Source organism: Microbacterium sp. Se63.02b, from assembly GCF_014171575.1.
Classification (GTDB): domain Bacteria; phylum Actinomycetota; class Actinomycetes; order Actinomycetales; family Microbacteriaceae; genus Microbacterium.
In genome coordinates, this window is record NZ_CP050453.1 from 2475952 (window position 1) to 2492450 (window position 16499).

Annotated in this window: 14 protein-coding genes and 4 pseudogenes; 4 read left to right on the forward strand and 14 right to left on the reverse strand. The window is 68.3% G+C overall.

Annotated features, from left to right (window positions below):
• Nucleotides 1-30: 30 nt before the first annotated feature.
• Nucleotides 31-720 (reverse strand): lysophospholipid acyltransferase family protein, encoded by a 690-nt coding sequence (locus tag G4G29_RS12175; protein WP_183152827.1) that lies wholly within the window; start codon nt 718-720, stop codon nt 31-33.
• A 152-nt stretch (nt 721-872) separates the two neighbouring features.
• Here G4G29_RS12175 and G4G29_RS12180 point away from each other — a divergent pair, with 152 nt between their 5' ends.
• Complete coding sequence (locus G4G29_RS12180; protein ID WP_183150305.1) at nt 873-2705, forward strand: AMP-dependent synthetase/ligase; 1833 nt, start codon at nt 873-875, stop codon at nt 2703-2705.
• A 70-nt stretch (nt 2706-2775) separates the two neighbouring features.
• Here G4G29_RS12180 and def read toward each other — a convergent pair whose 3' ends face one another.
• The 6 genes from def to G4G29_RS12205 all read right to left on the reverse strand — a co-directional run bounded on the left by def (nt 2776) and on the right by G4G29_RS12205 (nt 8473).
• Complete coding sequence (def, locus tag G4G29_RS12185; RefSeq protein ID WP_183150306.1) at nt 2776-3267, reverse strand: peptide deformylase; 492 nt, start codon at nt 3265-3267, stop codon at nt 2776-2778.
• Nucleotides 3267-3452, reverse strand: coding sequence for a hypothetical protein (locus G4G29_RS22125; protein ID WP_244631974.1), 186 nt, complete (start codon nt 3450-3452; stop codon nt 3267-3269). The genes def and G4G29_RS22125 overlap by 1 nt, the downstream gene beginning before the upstream one ends.
• Nucleotides 3443-4255, reverse strand: coding sequence for a MinD/ParA family protein (locus tag G4G29_RS12190; protein WP_244631976.1), 813 nt, complete (start codon nt 4253-4255; stop codon nt 3443-3445). Before G4G29_RS12190 ends, G4G29_RS22125 begins: the two co-directional genes overlap by 10 nt.
• On the reverse strand, nt 4227-4598 hold the full coding sequence (locus tag G4G29_RS12195) for a hypothetical protein (RefSeq protein WP_183150307.1): 372 nt from the start codon (nt 4596-4598) through the stop codon (nt 4227-4229). The genes G4G29_RS12190 and G4G29_RS12195 overlap by 29 nt, the downstream gene beginning before the upstream one ends.
• Nucleotides 4595-4999 carry a hypothetical protein gene (locus tag G4G29_RS12200; protein WP_183150308.1) on the reverse strand — a complete coding sequence of 135 codons (405 nt, stop codon included), beginning with the start codon at nt 4997-4999 and terminating at the stop codon, nt 4595-4597. The genes G4G29_RS12195 and G4G29_RS12200 overlap by 4 nt, the downstream gene beginning before the upstream one ends.
• A gap of 66 nt (nt 5000-5065) precedes the next feature.
• Nucleotides 5066-8473, reverse strand: a complete 3408-nt coding sequence (locus tag G4G29_RS12205) for a pyruvate carboxylase (RefSeq protein WP_183150309.1) — start codon at nt 8471-8473, stop codon at nt 5066-5068.
• Nucleotides 8474-8566: 93 nt separating this feature from the next.
• Here G4G29_RS12205 and G4G29_RS12210 point away from each other — a divergent pair, with 93 nt between their 5' ends.
• Nucleotides 8567-9379 (forward strand): ParA family protein, encoded by an 813-nt coding sequence (locus G4G29_RS12210; protein WP_026049812.1) that lies wholly within the window; start codon nt 8567-8569, stop codon nt 9377-9379.
• A gap of 67 nt (nt 9380-9446) precedes the next feature.
• On the opposite strand, the gene G4G29_RS12215 is transcribed toward G4G29_RS12210, so the two are convergent.
• The 3 genes and pseudogenes from G4G29_RS12215 to G4G29_RS12225 form a co-directional block, all read right to left on the reverse strand.
• Entirely contained in the window at nt 9447-9992 is a 546-nt protein-coding gene (locus tag G4G29_RS12215) for a MerR family transcriptional regulator (protein WP_183150310.1), read from the reverse strand.
• 100 nt (nt 9993-10092) lie between these two features.
• Nucleotides 10093-10778 (reverse strand): annotated as a pseudogene (locus G4G29_RS12220) (MerR family transcriptional regulator).
• Nucleotides 10778-11263, reverse strand: a complete 486-nt coding sequence (locus tag G4G29_RS12225) for an FHA domain-containing protein (protein ID WP_183150311.1) — start codon at nt 11261-11263, stop codon at nt 10778-10780. Before G4G29_RS12225 ends, G4G29_RS12220 begins: the two are co-directional and overlap by 1 nt.
• 100 nt (nt 11264-11363) lie before the next feature.
• Between G4G29_RS12225 and G4G29_RS12230 the strand changes: the two genes are divergently transcribed.
• Both G4G29_RS12230 and lpdA read left to right on the forward strand, forming a co-directional pair.
• On the forward strand, nt 11364-12020 hold the full coding sequence (locus G4G29_RS12230; RefSeq protein WP_183150312.1) for a copper resistance CopC family protein: 657 nt from the start codon (nt 11364-11366) through the stop codon (nt 12018-12020).
• A 9-nt stretch (nt 12021-12029) separates the two neighbouring features.
• Entirely contained in the window at nt 12030-13427 is a 1398-nt protein-coding gene (gene lpdA / locus G4G29_RS12235; protein WP_183150313.1) for a dihydrolipoyl dehydrogenase, read from the forward strand.
• A gap of 55 nt (nt 13428-13482) precedes the next feature.
• On the opposite strand, the pseudogene G4G29_RS12240 reads toward lpdA, so the two are convergent.
• The 4 genes and pseudogenes from G4G29_RS12240 to G4G29_RS12255 all read right to left on the reverse strand — a co-directional run bounded on the left by G4G29_RS12240 (nt 13483) and on the right by G4G29_RS12255 (nt 16469).
• A pseudogene (locus G4G29_RS12240) lies at nt 13483-14600 on the reverse strand (NAD(P)/FAD-dependent oxidoreductase).
• Nucleotides 14587-14799 (reverse strand): hypothetical protein, encoded by a 213-nt coding sequence (locus G4G29_RS22130; protein ID WP_244632660.1) that lies wholly within the window; start codon nt 14797-14799, stop codon nt 14587-14589. The pseudogene G4G29_RS12240 and the gene G4G29_RS22130 overlap by 14 nt, the downstream one beginning before the upstream one ends.
• Nucleotides 14800-14811: 12 nt before the next feature.
• A pseudogene (locus tag G4G29_RS22135) lies at nt 14812-15087 on the reverse strand (methyltransferase domain-containing protein); the annotation flags it as partial.
• A 220-nt stretch (nt 15088-15307) separates the two neighbouring features.
• Nucleotides 15308-16469 (reverse strand): annotated as a pseudogene (locus G4G29_RS12255) (type III polyketide synthase).
• Nucleotides 16470-16499: the final 30 nt, after the last annotated feature.

Genomic DNA, 16499 nt, shown 5'->3' on the forward strand with positions numbered 1-16499 from the left:
CGCGAGAACCGCGCAGACGCGCGTGCGAGGCTATGTGACGCGGGCGGGGAGGCGGTCTTTCACAGTGGAGGCGTAGACGTCCTCGTAGGTCTGCTCGCCGAGACGCTGCAGAGCGACCATGATCTCATCGGTGACCGATCGCAGGATGTAGCGGTCGTTCTCCATCCCCGCGTACCGGGAGAAGTCGAGCGGCTCTCCGATCACGATGCCGACGCGGACGATGCGGGGCAGTCGCTGACCGATCGGCATCGCCGTGTCGGTGTCGACCATGATCACGGGGATGACCGGGACCTTCGCCTCGAGGGCCATCCGGGCGATGCCGGTGCGGCCGCGATAGAGCTTGCCGTCGGGGCTCCGGGTGCCCTCGGGGTAGATGCCCAGCAGGTCGCCGCCGCCGAGCACCTGGAGCCCGGTATTGAGAGAGGCTTCGGACGCCTTGCCGCCGGAGCGATCGATCGGGATCTGGCCCGTGGCCTTCATGAAGAACTTCGTCGCCCAGCCCTTGACACCTCGGCCGGTGAAGTAGTCGCTCTTCGCCAGGAACGACATGGAACGGTCGATCACCAGCGGCAGGAAGATCGAGTCGGCGAACGACAGGTGATTGCTCGCGAGGATCGCCGCGCCACTCGCGGGCACGTTCTTGCGCCCCACGATCCACGGGCGGAAGACCGCCTTGACCACGGGCCCGATCACCACGTACTTCATCAGCCAGTAGAACATCGAGGTGAAGTCTAGCGCCGCCGCCGTCGTGCGCCTCGGTGCATCCGTCGCCACTCGCATACGAGCGACCCAGTCTCACCCCCGGCGCGACCGGGTTCCATGCCCTAGACTCGAAATCGCACCCCCGCCCGACCGGTACCGAAGGAGCTGCCGTGGTCCAGTTTGAAGTCCCCGCGATCGTCCCCGCCGATCCCGACGCGAACGTCGCCGACCTTCTCGTCAAGCGCGTGGAAGCCACGCCGGATCGCGCGCTGTTCTCCGTGCCCGAAGGAGACGGCTGGCGCGACATCTCCGCCGCCGACTTCCAGACGGCCGTGATCGCGCTCGCGAAGGGCTTCGCCGCCGCAGGCATCCAGCCGGGAGAGAAGGTGGGCTTCCTCGCCCGCACGACCTACGAGTGGACGCTCGTCGACTTCGCCCTCTTCTACGCCGGCGCGGTGATGGTGCCGATCTACGAGACCAGCTCCCCGTCGCAGATCCAGTGGATCCTCGAAGACTCCGGGGCGATCGCGCTGATCGTGGAGTCTCCTGAGCACTTCGCCAGGGTCGACGAGGTGCGCGGAGACCTCCCCCTCATCCGCGAGGTGTGGCAATTGCACCTCGGCGCGATCGACACCCTCACCGCCCAGGGCGCGTCCGTGTCCGACGACGAGATCCAGCGGCGTCGCTCCCTCGCCGTCGGGTCCGACATCGCGACCCTCATCTACACCTCGGGCTCGACCGGCCGCCCGAAGGGCTGCGTACTGACCCACAGCAACTTCGTCGAGCTCTCCCGCAATTCCGCGAAGGCTCTCGACGCGGTCGTCCAGACGCCCGGCGCCTCCACGCTTCTCTTCATCACGACGGCGCACGTGTTCGCCCGGTTCATCTCCATCCTGGACATCCACGCCGGCGTGCGTACCGGGCACCAGCCGGACACCCGTCAGCTCCTGCCGGCACTCGGATCGTTCAAGCCGACCTTCCTGCTCGCGGTCCCCCGCGTGTTCGAGAAGGTCTACAACTCGGCGGAGCAGAAGGCCGAAGCAGGCGGTAAGGGCAAGATCTTCCGCGCCGCCGCAGACGTCGCCATCGAGCACTCCAAGCTCCTCGAGCAGGGCAAGAAGATCCCGTTCGGGACGAAGCTGAAGTTCGCCCTGTTCAACAAGCTCGTCTACAGCAAGCTCCGGGAGGCGATGGGCGGCAACGTCGTGTACGCCGTCTCGGGCTCCGCTCCCCTGGGCTCCCGTCTCGGTCACTTCTTCCACAGCCTCGGCGTGGTCATCCTCGAAGGCTACGGCCTCACCGAGACGACCGCGCCCGCCACCGTGAACCTGGCGGACAAGTCGAAGATCGGCACGGTCGGCCCCGCGCTCCCCGGCGTCGGCGTCCGTCTCGCCGATGACGGCGAGATCGAGGTCCGCGGGATCAACGTGTTCAAGGAGTACTGGAACAACCCCGAAGCCACAGCCGAAGCCTTCAGCGAGGGTGGCTGGTTCCACACCGGCGACATCGGAAGCTTCGACTCCGAGGGGTTCCTCACGATCACCGGCCGCAAGAAGGAGATCATCGTCACCGCCGGCGGCAAGAACGTCGCCCCGGCCGCGCTCGAGGACCCGATCCGCGCCAACCCGATCATCGGTCAGGTCGTCGTGGTCGGAGACCAGCGACCGTTCATCTCGGCCCTCGTCACGCTCGACCCGGAGATGCTGCCGACCTGGCTCGCGAACAACGGCCTCGACGCCAAGATGTCCCTCGTCGACGCCTCGAAGAACGCCGCGGTGCGCGCCGAGGTGCAGCGCGCGGTTGACACCGCGAATGCGCACGTCTCCCGTGCGGAGTCGATCCGCAAGTTCACGATCCTCGACTCCGAGTGGACCGAGGCCTCGGGGCACCTGACGCCGAAGCTGTCGATCAAGCGCAACATCATCATGAACGACTTCGCCGACGAGATCGCCGCGATCTACGACGAGCCCGTCGCCACGACGAACGTCGCCATCGGCGGCTGACCACTCCGAGCATGAGGAAGGGCCCCGCGCGAGCGGGGCCCTTCCTCCTGCGTCCTTCGTGCGCGGGCGTTCAGAACCAGGAGCTCTCCCGCACCTCGCGCATGGCGACCTTGCGGGTCTCCGGATCGAGCCGGGCCAGGAACAGCGTGCCGTCGAGGTGATCGGTCTCGTGCTGCAGAGCCTGAGCGAGCAGGCCCTCGCCTTCGAGCACCACGGCGTTGCCGTCGAGGTCGATGCCCTCGACTCGGGCCCAGGGGTGACGTTGCGCGTCATGCCAGAGCCCTGGAACGGACAGACACCCCTCGCCCGTCGGCTCTGGTTCTCCGCGCACCTCGGTCAGCACCGGGTTGAGCACGTAGCCGATGTCTCCGTCGATGTTGTAGCTGAACGCACGCAGCGCGACACCGATCTGCGGAGCCGCCACCCCGGCTCGACCCGGCAGCTCGACGGTGTCGACGAGGTCTGCCACCAGCGCACGCACGCCCTCGTCGATCTCTTCGATCGGCGCACACACCGTGCGCAGAACCGGGTCGCCGAAGATGCGGATCTCACGCACCGCCATCAGGCGGCCTTGGCCCGCAGGCCTTCGACCAGCAGCGCAGCGAGCTCACGCGCCGCGATACGGGTCTCGGGCAGCAGACTCGCGAACACGATCGTCCCACCGCCCGCGATCTGCGGATCGTAGGGAACACGGACGACGCTGCGCGCACGAGTGGCGAAGTGCGCCTGCAACTCGTTCAGACGCACGAGCGGCGCCCCGGAGTCGACTGGTTCAGCACGACGATGGCCTCGCGCGCCTGCTCCGCATACCCGTTGGTCTCGAGCCACGTGAGCGTCTCGGATGCCAGCCGCGCCTCGTCGACGCTGAGGCCGGAGACGATGACGATCTGGTCTGCGAGATCGAGGGTGGCCGACATCACGGAATGCACGATGCCGGTGCCGGTGTCGGTCAGGACGAGCGAGTAGTAGTGCGCGGCGACGCCGGCGACGTCACGGTAGTCGCTGTCGCTGAAGGCTTCGGCGATGCGCGGGTCCGCGTCAGAGGCGAGCACATCGAGACGGGTCGCATCCCGCGCGACGATCGCGGAGATGTCGTGGTATCCCTTGACATCGTCGTGGATGCGCACGAGGTCGCGCACCGACTTGCTGTGGTGCGGGCGGACGATGCGCTCGGCGAGCGTGCCTCGATCGGGATTGGCGTCGACGGCGATCACTCGATCCTCACGCGCGTCGGCGAGCGCCATGCCGAGCAGAGCGGTGATCGTCGTCTTGCCGACGCCGCCCTTGCGGGACAGCACAGGGACGAAACGCGCCCCGCCGGCGAGTGGGGCGGCGATCCTCGCCGAGAGCGCCTTGCGCTCGCGCGCGCGCCGACCGTCTCCGATGTTGATCCGTCGACCGGACACCGCGTACAGGAAGTGGCTCCACGTACCCTCCGGTTCGGGCTTGGCGAGCCGATTCGGGGCGAGCAGACGATCGGCGGTGAGCAGATCGGCCGATTCCCTCGAGGACTCCCCGAGATCATCCAGGCGCTTGGAGGTGAGCGTCACGTCCGTACGCGCCGCGACGCGAGCGGAGGGGGACACGGCGGACGTCGTCTTGTCGGGAGTGGACACGGGCCGGTTCTCCTTCTCGAGGGGTGCGCGCGTGCGCGCGCGCGGCGGGCGTCGACTCGACATCGGCGTTCGCCCTGGCGAGGAAGCGTGCAGCAGCCTCCGCTTCTTCGGACTTCTCGATGTCGTCGCCGACAGTGGGCGGTTCCGGGTCGTCGACCACCTCGGCATCGACGACCTTCTCCGACGACGCGCCTACGATCGGCGTCTCGACGGATGCCGGCTCCTCGATCACCGTCGCATCGACGATCGTCTCGTCTGTCTCGGATTCGTCGCTCACGGATTCGTCGAGAGCGACATCATCGAGTGCGACATCGTCGATGACGGTCGCGTCGGGGTTCTCTCCCGCTGAGGACGGTGTCGTCTCCGGCTCCTCGACTGCGTGGGCCTCTCCCTCGACCGACTTCTGCCGGATCGGCGCGGCCGATGAGAGGACCGTCGCCGACGGCGCGGACTTCTTCGTCGGTTCGACGACGCCCGGGGGTCGATGACGAGATCGCCGACGACCTCGCCCTCGACGACGCCGTCGTCGGCGAGGTCATCGTCGTCGTCCATCGGCAGCGTCACGCTGACCTGGGCGGTCCCGCCGAGGATGCCTATTCCTGCCGTGTCGAGAGACGCGGCTTCGTCGAGCACCCCCAGCGGGTTGTCGTCGGGGTCGATGGTGTTCTTCGGTGTCACGATGTCGCTCCAAGCCTGTGCGAGCCTCGGGTGCGCACGTCGTGCGCAGGCCTCGCCCGCACAAGGTTAGTGCGCGGGACGGATCACGACCAAAAGATCTCCGGCATCCACCTGCTGGGTCTCGGCGATCGCATGACGTTCGACGACACCGTCGACGGGAGCCGTGATGGCGGCCTCCATCTTCATCGCCTCGATGGAGGCGACGGGTTCGCCTGCGCGGACAGCCGCTCCCACCTCGGCCTTGAGCGTGACCACGCCGGAGAACGGAGCCGCCACCTGACCGGGGACCGATGTGTCCGCCTTCTCGGCCTCGTGCGCATCGACGACGACCGACCTGTCCCGCACGAAGACGGGCCGCAGCTGCCCGTTGAGCGTGGTCATCACGGTGCGCATGCCCTTGTCGTCGGCATCGCCGATCGCCTCGAGTCCGACGTAGAGCTGAACGCCGCGATCGATCTCGATCAGGTGCTCCTGGCCTGCGACCAGACCGTAGAGGTAGTCGTTGGTGTCGAGCACGGAGAGGTCGCCGAACAGCTCACGCCGCTCCGCGAATTCGGCGCTCGGGCCCGGGAACAGGAGCGTGTTGAGCCGCGTCCGTCGTTCGGCGCTGGTGCCGGCGAGTGCCGCCTCGTCCTCGGCGGTGATCTCGGTGAGACCCACCCGGACGGAGCGCCCAGCGAGCACCTTGCTCCGGAAGGGCTCTGGCCACCCGCCCGGAAGGTCTCCGAGCTCACCCGCCATGAACCCGACGACCGAGTCCGGAACATCGTACTTCTCCGGGTTCGCCTCGAAGTCGGCCGGATCGGCCCGCACCGCCGCGAGGTGGAGAGCGAGGTCGCCGACGACCTTCGACGATGGCGTGACCTTCGGCACGCGCCCGAGGATCCGGTCGGCGGCTGCGTACATGTCTTCGATGAGCTCGAAGTCGTCCGCGAGTCCGAGCGCCTTCGCCTGCTGCCGCAGGTTCGACAGCTGACCGCCGGGGATCTCGTGGTGGTAGACGCGCCCTGTGGGTCCCGGAAGCCCGGACTCGAAGGGGGCGTACTGCCGTCGCACCGCCTCCCAGTAGGGCTCGAGGTCGGAGACGGCGTCGAGCGCGATGCCGCTGTCCCGGTCCGTGTGCGCGAGTGCTGCGACGAGGGACGACAGCGACGGCTGACTCGTGGTCCCCGAGAGCGGTGCGGAAGCGGCATCCACCGCGTCGACGCCGACCGCACTCGCCGCAAGGAGCGTCGCCAGCTGTCCGCCCGGCGTGTCATGGGTGTGCAGGTGCACCGGGAGGTCGAATCGCTCACGCAGGGCCGCGACCAGCGTCGCGGCGGCTGCGGGGCGGAGAAGGCCTGCCATGTCCTTGATCGCGATGATGTGCGCGCCGGCCTCGACGATCTGATCCGCGAGGTTCAGGTAGTAGTCGAGCGTGTAGAGGTCTTCCGCAGGATCGAGCAGATCTCCGGTGTAGCAGAGCGCGACCTCCGCGACCGCTGTCCCCGTGTCGCGGACAGCCTGGATCGCAGGGCGCATCTGCTCCACGTCGTTCAGCGCGTCGAAGATCCGGAAGATGTCGACGCCGCTCGCAGCCGCCTCGGCGACGAAAGCCTCGGTGACGGCGGTCGGGTAGGGGGTGTAGCCGACCGTGTTGCGCCCGCGCAGCAGCATCTGGATCGCCACGTTCGGCAGTGCGGCGCGCAACTTGTCGAGACGCTCCCACGGGTCTTCGCCGAGGAAGCGCAGCGCGACGTCGTAGGTCGCCCCGCCCCACGCCTCGACCGAGAGGAGTCCGGGCGTCAGGCGCGCGAGGTACGGGGCCGCCGCGACGAGATCCTTCGTGCGCACCCGTGTCGCCAGGAGCGATTGGTGGGCGTCGCGGAACGTCGTGTCCGTGATGGCGAGGGCCGTCTGCTCCCTGAGGCTGCGAGCGAAGCCTTCGGGGCCCAATTCGAGGAGTCGCTGCCGTGAGCCGGGCAGCGGCACGGTGCCGAGATCGACCGACGGGAGCTTCGAGGCGGGATCCGCCAGGCCGGGGTGGGCCCCGTGCGGCTTGTTGACGGTGACGTCGACGAGCCAGTTCAGGAACTTCGTCCCCCGGTCTTTCGAGACCCGGCCGCGCAGGAGTTCGGGACGCTCATCGATGAAGGAGGTGCTCACGTCCCCGGCGATGAACGCGTCATCCTCGAGGAGAGCCTGCAGGAACGGGATGTTGGTGGACACTCCGCGGATGCGGAACTCGGCCAGCGCCCTGCGCGCGCGTGCGACGGCCGCCGGGAAATCGCGACCACGGCACGTCAGCTTCGCGAGCATGGAGTCGAAATGCGGACTGATCTGCGCACCCTGATGCACCGTCCCGCCGTCGAGGCGGATACCCGCACCTCCGGGGGAACGGTAGGTGGTGATCTTGCCGGTGTCCGGCCGGAACCCCTGCGTCGGATCCTCCGTGGTGATCCGGCACTGCAGCGCGGCTCCGCGCAGGTGCAGATCATCCTGCTGCAGCCCCAGATCGGCGAGGGTCTGGCCCGCTGCGATCCGCATCTGGCTCTGCACCAGATCGACGTCGGTGACCTCTTCGGTGACCGTGTGCTCGACCTGGATGCGCGGGTTCATCTCGATGAAGACGACTTCACCGGTGCGCTCCCCCGCCGTCTCGAGCAGGAACTCGACCGTGCCGGCGTTCTCGTACCCGATCGATCGAGCGAAGGCCACCGCGTAACCGTGCAGAGCGGTGCGGACGCTGTCGTCGAGATTCGGCGCGGGGGCGATCTCGACCACCTTCTGGTGACGCCGCTGCACCGAGCAGTCGCGCTCGAACAGGTGCACGGTCTCGCCGGTCTTGTCGGCGAGGATCTGCACCTCGATGTGCCGAGGGCGCACGACCGCCTGCTCGAGGAACATCCGCGGATCGCCGAAAGCGCTCTCCGCCTCCCTCATGGCCTCGGCCAAAGCGGGTGCGAGCTCACCGAAGGTCTCGACGCGCCGCATACCGCGACCGCCACCACCGGCGACGGCCTTGGCGAACAGAGGGAAGCCGATCTCCTTCGCCTGTGCGACGAGCGCATCGACGTCGCTCGACGCCTCGGTGGACCGGAGCACGGGGACGCCCGCCTCGACCGCATGCCGCTTCGCCTCGACCTTGTTCCCCGCCATCTCGAGAACATTCGATGGGGGGCCGATGAAGACGATTCCGTTGGCCGCCGCCTTCTCCGCCAGCTCGGGATTCTCCGAGAGGAACCCGTATCCGGGGTAGATCGCGTCGGCACCCGACTCGAGCGCGACGCGGATGATCTCGTCGACGTTCAGGTAGGCACGGACGGGATGACCGCGCTCGCCGATCTCGTAGGCCTCATCGGCCTTGAGCCGATGCACCGATCCGCGGTCTTCGTGCGGGAACACCGCGACGGTCCGCGCCCCCACTTCGACTGCGGCACGGAATGCGCGGATCGCGATCTCGCCGCGGTTCGCCACAAGGATCTTCTGGAACATGCACACCTCTGGGAGCTCGATGCGCAGCGTTTTCGATGCGCATGGGGCGGGGCTGAGTGTTCCCCCAGCCTAGGGGAAGGTAACGTGGTGTCCGTGCACGTACTCAGCGTCAGCTCTCTCAAGGGGGGCGTCGGCAAGACGACCGTGACACTCGGGCTGGCCTCAGCGGCTTTCGCCCGAGGCGTCCGGACTCTCGTCGTCGACCTCGACCCGCAGTCCGACGTCTCCACCGGGATGGATATCCAGGTGGCCGGACGACTCAACATCGCCGACGTCCTGGCGAACCCGAAGGAGAAGGTGGTCCGTCAGGCCATCACGTCCAGCGGCTGGGCCAAGGTGCACCCCGGAACGATCGACGTGCTCATCGGCAGCCCGTCGGCGATCAACTTCGACGGCCCGCATCCCAGCGTCCGCGACGTGTGGAAGCTCGAGGAAGCGCTCGCCTCGGTCGAGGCCGACTACGACCTGGTCCTCGTCGACTGCGCCCCTTCGCTGAATGCACTCACCCGCACTGCGTGGGCTGCGAGCGATCGCGTGATGGTCGTCACCGAACCCGGACTCTTCTCGGTCGCAGCCGCCGACCGTGCCCTCCGCGCCATCGAGGAGATCCGCCGCGGTCTCTCGCCCCGACTCCAGCCGCTCGGCATCGTGGTGAACCGCGTGCGGCCGCAATCCATCGAGCACCAGTTCCGCATCAAGGAACTCCGCGACATGTTCGGCCCGCTCGTCCTCTCGCCGCAGCTCCCCGAGCGCACCTCGCTGCAGCAGGCCCAGGGGGCCGCGAAGCCGCTGCACATCTGGCCCGGCGATTCCGCTCAGGAGCTCGCGGCCGACTTCGACTCGCTGCTCGACCGCATCATCCGCACCGGCCGGATCCCGGTTCCGGAGTCCGGTCCGCAGAGCTGACCGCCACGTCGCGCGAAAGGAACGGCCATCCTCGATGAGGATGGCCGTTCTGCGTCTGTGGTCCCGGTCAGGCGGAGCGCTTGGCGCGACGAGCGGAGAGCTCGTCGACGGGGTCGGGAGCGGTCGCGTCGAAGGCGACGAGCGTCGACTCCACTTCGCGGAGGACCTTGCCGACGGCGATGCCGAAGACGCCCTGACCACGGCTGACCAGGTCGATCACCTCATCGTTCGAGGTGCAGAGGTACACGGATGCCCCGTCGCTCATCAGAGTCGTGCCGGCGAGGTCACGGATACCGGCGCGACGCAACTCTTCCACGGCGGTGCGGATCTGCTGCAGGGAGATACCGGTGTCGAGGAGGCTCTTCACGAGCTTCAGGACGAGGATGTCGCGGAAGCCGTAGAGACGCTGCGATCCGGAGCCGTTGGCGCCGCGGACGGTGGGCTCGACCAGTTCGGTGCGCGCCCAGTAGTCCAGTTGGCGGTAGGTGATGCCGGCGGCTCGCGCCGCGACAGCGCCGCGGTAGCCGACCTCGTCATCCATGGCCGGGAGACCATCCGTGAAGAGGAGTTCGGGCACGAACCGCGGGTCGCCTGCGAGCTCATCCGCATTCATCTGAAATCCTCCCTGGAACGGTTATCTTCCACGGTAGAGCAGTGCCGTGGCACCGGCAACGACATCCGCGCGACCGCGAAGGTGTGTCGCAATCAGTTCGTTACGAAAGCACTCGGGAGAGCGCGTCCTTGACGAAGAGAGCGCGCACCTCGTCGATGCGCGACGCCAGCTCGGGGCCGAGTTCGCTCGCCTTCGCCCGGGACGCGGCATCCGTGCGACGCAGCAACGCCGACATCGCTGACTCGATCAGCGCGACCTCCCGCCCGCTCCCTGGCGCAGTGAACGGAGGTGCCGCGGCTCGATGCCGTGCCTGTCGAGCGCGACCAGGCCCCGCAGCAGCTTCACCGTCGCCTCCGGATATGTCTCCTGCGCGGTGATGACACCCGTACTGATGGCGTCGTTGAGCAGTTGCGGTCCGGCGCCGGCCGCGGCGAGCAGTTCGTCGCGGCGGTAACGGCGAACGGCAGGAGCGATCGACGGCGGCGGCGCGAGAGCGGCAGCCTCCCCGCCCGCGGCGGCCTCATCGAGTTGTTCACGGATGACGCTCAACGGCAGATAGTGATCCCGCTGCAGGGTCAGGCCGAGACGCAGCCGCTCGATGTCGGCCGCAGAGAACTTGCGATAGCCGGACTCCGTGCGAGACGGGCTGACGATGCCCTGCACCTCGAGGAAACGCAGCTTGCTGGAGGTCAGATCGGGGAACTCCGGGGTGAGCCGAGCAAGGACCTGGCCGATACTCAGCAAGCCCGCGGACGCGGAACGTTCGCGGGCGGGAGTAGCCGCCATCAGTCGTTCGCCGCCGCGCGATCGCGAGGAGAGGCGAAGAAGTTCAGACGGAACTTTCCGACACGCAGTTCCGAGCCGTCGACCAGCACGCTGCGGTCGACACGTTCGCCGTTGACGTACGTGCCGTTGAGCGAGCGCTGATCGATGATCTCGAAGGTCGACCCGGTGCGGGTGATCTCGGCGTGCCGACGCGAGACGGTCACGTCGTCGAAGAAGATGTCGGCCTCGGGGTGTCGTCCGACCGTGGTGACGTCGGTGTCGAGGAGGTAACGCGCACCGGCGAGGGCTCCTGAACGGACGAGCAGCAGCGCCGATCCCGCCGGCAGGGCGTTGATCGCCGACTGCTCGACATCGGTGAGTTCCACCCCGAACGGCACGAAAGACAGGTCCGAATCGTGTCCGAACGTCTGCGTCACGTCGTGTTTCTGCTCACCGGAACGGTGGATCGCGGCTTCTCCGGCCGGTCGGCTGTCGCTGTCTGTCACTGTGCCCTCCTGATTGTCCAGACTAACGGATGCCGAGCCGGTCGCGGGAGGCCGCTTTCACACTCAGCCGTCACATACCGGGTATTCATAGGCTGGAGTCGTGAAGACCAAAGCTCTGCGCCACCCGGCCGCCCCGATCGCTCTCGCCGCGACACTCCTCGCCGCGTTCTTCGTGCTCCTGTCGCCGCTGCCGGCGTCCGCGCACGACGCCCTGGTGTCGTCATCGCCCTCCGCCGACGAGGTGATCGAGACCGTGCCGACCGACCTGACGCTCACCTTCAGCGCGAAGCTCATCGAGGGCGAGGGAGCGACCGAGGTCGTGGTGACCGCCCCTGACGGCACCTCGGTCGCCGACGGCGCCGCGACCGTCGAGGGCGCGATCGTCACGCAACCGCTCACCGCGAAGGGACCGGCCGGGGAGTACCACGTGATCTGGAAGGTCGTCTCCAGCGACGGACACCCCACCTCCGGCGAGTACTCCTTCACCGTCACGGTCGGCGACAGCGGCACAGCCTCTCCGACCGCCGCGCCGACCAGCGCGGCACCGACGCCGGAGCAGTCCGCGACCACCGAGCCGAGCACCGCGCCGACCGCCACCACGGCGCCCGATCCCGAGGACGCGGACGGCGGCTCCGCGTGGATCTGGATCGTGTCGATCCTCGGTGTCCTGGTCGCGGCGGGAGCGGGGACCTGGCTCGCGCTGCGCGGTCGCGGCGGCCGATCCGCGACCGATTCCGACACCCCATCGGAGCGATAGGCTTAAGGCATGCCACACTACGACGTCGTCATCCTTGGTGCAGGTCCTGGCGGATACGTCGCTGCGGTTCGCAGCGCGCAGCTCGGCCTGTCCACCGCGATCATCGAGGAGAAGTACTGGGGTGGTGTGTGCCTCAACGTCGGCTGCATCCCCTCCAAGGCACTCCTGAAGAACGCGGAGCTCGCGCACACCCTGAACCACAAGGCGGACTTCTTCGGTATCTCCGGCGAGTTCACGATCGACTACGGCAAGGCGTTCGACCGCAGCCGCGTGGTCGCCGACGGCCGCGTCAAGGGCATCCACTTCCTCATGAAGAAGAACAAGGTGACCGAGTACGACGGCCGCGGCACCTTCACCGGCCCGAAGGCGATCTCGGTCGCCAAGGCCGACGGCACGACCGAAGAGGTCACGTTCGACAACGCCATCATCGCGACCGGTTCCAAGGTCCGTCTGCTTCCCGGCGTGCAGCTCAGCGACAACGTGGTGACGTACGAGGAGCAGATCCTTTCCCGCGAGCTCCCCAAGTCGATCGTCATCGTCGGCGCGGGCGCCATCGGCATGGAGTTCGCCTACGTGATGACGAACTACGGCGTGAAGGTCACCATCATCGAGTTCCTCGACCGCGCGCTCCCCAACGAGGACGCCGACGTGTCGAAGGAGATCACCAAGCAGTACAAGAACTACGGCGTCGACATCCTCACCTCGACCAAGGTCGAGTCGGTCGTCGACAACGGCTCCTCCGTCACCGTGTCCTACACCGGCAAGGACGGTCAGCAGTCGTCGATCGAGGCCGACAAGGTGCTCATGTCGGTCGGCTTCGCCCCGAACATCGAGGGCTTCGGACTCGAGAGCACCGGCGTCAAGCTCACCGAGCGCGGCGCGATCGACATCGACGACCACATGCGCACCAACGTCGAGGGCATCTACGCGATCGGCGACGTGACCGCCAAGCTGCAGCTCGCCCACGTGGCGGAGGCGCAGGGCGTCGTCGCAGCCGAGACGATCGGTGGCGCGGAGACCCAGACCCTCGGCGACTACCGGATGATGCCGCGTGCCACCTTCTGCTCGCCGCAGGTCGCCTCGTTCGGACTCACCGAGCAGCAGGCCAAGGACGAGGGGCGCGAGATCAAGGTTGCGACCTTCCCGTTCATGGCCAACGGCAAGGCGCACGGTCTGGGCGAGCCCGTCGGCTTCGTCAAGCTGATCGCCGACGCCGAGCACCTCGAGCTCATCGGCGCCCACATGATCGGCCCGGACGTGTCGGAGCTGCTCCCGGAGCTGACGCTCGCCCAGAAGTGGGATCTCACGGCACTCGAGCTGGCGCGCAACGTGCACACGCACCCGACGCTGTCGGAGGCACTGCAGGAGGGCTTCCACGGCCTCGCCGGCCACATGATCAACTTCTGAGCCGCCGTCTTCTCGAAGGCCCGGTCCCGCACCTCGCGGACCGGGCCTTCGCTCGTCAGAGACCGCGCATCGTGAGGAGCCCGGCGGTCCATCCACGCAGCGGCGCCGCCCCGAGCGTGCGCATGAGCAGCTCCCTTCCCCGCACGACCGGAGCCGATGCCGGGGCCCCCATCGACATGTAGAAAGCCGAGCGACGCTGGGCCTTCGCCGCCGACCTGCGCACCTGGCGATCGAACCCCGACAGGTCGGGAGCTCGTGACGACAGCGCGCGTGCGAGCTCCGCGGCGAGGCGCACGGCGTCCACCCACCCGAGGTTCATCCCCTGTCCGCCGATCGGGCTGACCTCGTGTGCCGCATCGCCCACGAGGACCACCCGCCCCCGGTGCACTCGCGTCGCGCGATGCTGCGCGGCGACGAAGGAGGCCGGCTCCGCTCCCTCGTCCACCTCGAGCACGGTCCCCGTGCGCTGCGCGATCGCCGCGCGGAGACCGGCGGCGGTCCGAAGATCTTCCGCTCCCTCGCGCACGACCCATCGGCGACGCCCGCCCGGAAGCGGGAAGGACTCGACGAGGCCTTCCGGCTCGCAGTGCAGGACGGCGCGGTCACCCGGCATCGCCTCGGCGACGTCGAGCATCGCGTACGAAGCATGCCCCGCACGACGACGCCACCCGATGCCGAGATCGCCACGCAGACGACTCCGCACCCCATCGGCGACCACGACGACGGAGCACGTCAGCTCGCGGAGCCCGTCGGGGTCTCCATCGCGACCCGCACCTCGTCGACGGACTCGTGGACCGAGGTCACGGAGCACCCGGTGACCAGCGCGGCAGCCGAAAGAACCCGCAGACGTGCGCGGAGCAGGGCATCCGTCCGAGGCTGGGGAAGGATCAGGACCTCGCGGTCCGGCGCGAAGGTCAAAGTCGCCAGCGTCCGACGTCGGCTGCGCACCTCGCCGCCGCGGAGAGGCAGAGCCTCCGCTCGAACGGCTGCCCCGACGCCCGCGGCATCCAGGGCGTCCAACCCCGGCCGATGGATCCCGATCGCCCTGGTACGGTCGTCCGCCTCCGCACGACGTTCGCAGACGGCCACCCGCAGCCCCTCCTGGAGCAGCAGGCACGCCAGCAGGAGACCGACCGGGCCCGCGCCCACGATCACCACGTCATGCTCCGGCACGACCTCCCTCCCATCGGAGCTCCAGTCGCGCCGGCACGCCTGCGCGCACTGTCCATCCGGCCGGCACGATCGATGCGAGCTCGGCGACGGTGTAGGAGCGTCGGATGCTGATGAGGCCGTCTTCGCGGATGAAGGAGTCGGCGAGGAGGGTGCGCGAGATCGGCCAGGTCACGGCGGCGAAGAGCGCTCGAGCCGTCACACTCCGGGCGATGTCGTTGTGCGAGACCAGCCCGTCGGGGGCCGTGAGTCGCAGGGAATCGCTGAGCACCGTGTGGAGCTCGGCGTCGTCGAGGTGGTGGAGCACGTGATTGGACACCACGATGTCGTAGGTGTCACCGGCCGCGACCAGATCGGTCGTGAGAGCACGGCGGTAGCGCACGCCGGCGCCGCGATCATGCGCCGACGCCCATCGGATCGCGCGCTCGTCCGCGTCGAGTGCGGTGATCTCGGCGTCGAGTCTGTCGCCACGCAACCGCCACGCCAGCATCCGGCAGAGGTCTCCCCGCCCGCACCGACGTCCAGGATCCGCAGCCTCCCGGCTCGTGCGGCCCGCGGACGGATGTCGCGCCGATAGAGCGTGCCTGGACGGGACACCAGTGCGTTCACGAGTCCGAAGCGTCCGTACGTCCTCGCGAGCTTCCGGGCGTCGGCGTCGGGATCATCCATGAGTTCGCGGGCCCCGGCGTCCCGCGCCGTGAGGGCTGGACTCATGACCCGGTGGGCGCGACGACCGTCATCAGCAGCGCTCTCCGCCGTCAGTCCAGGCCCGAACGCCATCGCGGAGACCCTCTCCCCTGCGCCGGCGCCTTCGACCTCGAGGATCCGCTTCAGCACGAACAGCACCGTCGCGCTCGACATGTTCCCGTTCTCGCGCAGGACCTCCCTCGCCGGGTGCAGCTGGGTGTCGGTCAGATGCATCCGCTCCTGCACCCTGTCGAGGATGCTGCGGCCGCCGGGGTGGATGGCCCAGTGCTGCACGGCGGCCCCCACGGTTCCGGCCTCGAAGGCCGCCGCGAGCCCGTCCTCGGCGGCGTACAGCGGCCGGAGTGCGCCGATGATCGTCTCGCCGATGATCTGCGGAACCGCGGTCGAGAGGATCATCTCGAATCCGCTGTCGCCGATCGTCCACGCCATGTCCTTCTCGCCCTCCGGCGCGATCGCCGTGTGGAATCGATCCAATCGGAGAGCGGGCGTCGAGGAGGGCAGGTCGCGTGCCGTGACGATTCCGGCGGCGGCCCCGTCGGCGAACAGCGAGGAGGCGACGATCGTGTCCGGGTCCTCGGAGGAGCGCAGATGCAGGGTGCACAGTTCGACGCTCACCACCAGGACCACGGCGTTCTCGTCGGCCAGGCAGAACTGACGGGCCGCTCGCAGCGCCGGCATGGAGGCGTAGCAGCCCATGAAGCCGAGATGGAAGCGCTGCACCGCGTCGGACAGACCGAGGGCACGCACGATCTCGTACTCCGGGCCCGGAGCATGGAACCCCGTGCACGAGACCGTGATGACGTGGGTCACATCCTCGGGACCGATCGCGGGATCGGCATCGATGGCACGCCGAGCGACGTCGACGAAGAGCCTGGTCGCCTCTCGGGTGTAGAGCTCGTTGCGCGCCTTGGTGCCCGGGGCCAGCAGCAGCCCCGACCCACGGTCGAAGAAGACGGGGTCTGGTACCTCGGAGTCCAGGGACAGCTCGTCGATCACGGTGTGCCGCGTATCGATGCCCGAGACGTTGAACGAGGTGGTGACGATGCGCTGCGCCAACCTCCCGAGGTCGGGCTGCTGCGCGAAGACGTCGCGCACCTGCTCCTGCACGAGGACGGTGTCGGGGACGATCGTCTGCAGCGATCGAAGCACAGGCGGTCGGCTCATGCAGTCACTCAAGCACTCCCCGCCATGCCG

Bases quoted from the DNA above. Each gene is read 5' to 3' on its own strand.
- G4G29_RS12205 (WP_183150309.1), bottom strand. From the start codon at position 8,473: ATGTTCCAGAAGATCCTTGTGGCGAACCGCGGCGAGATCGCGATCCGC.
- def (WP_183150306.1), bottom strand. From the start codon at position 3,267: ATGGCGGTGCGTGAGATCCGCATCTTCGGCGACCCGGTTCTGCGCACG.
- lpdA (WP_183150313.1), top strand. From the start codon at position 12,030: ATGCCACACTACGACGTCGTCATCCTTGGTGCAGGTCCTGGCGGATAC.
- G4G29_RS12175 (WP_183152827.1), bottom strand. From the start codon at position 720: ATGTTCTACTGGCTGATGAAGTACGTGGTGATCGGGCCCGTGGTCAAG.
- G4G29_RS12215 (WP_183150310.1), bottom strand. From the start codon at position 9,992: ATGAATGCGGATGAGCTCGCAGGCGACCCGCGGTTCGTGCCCGAACTC.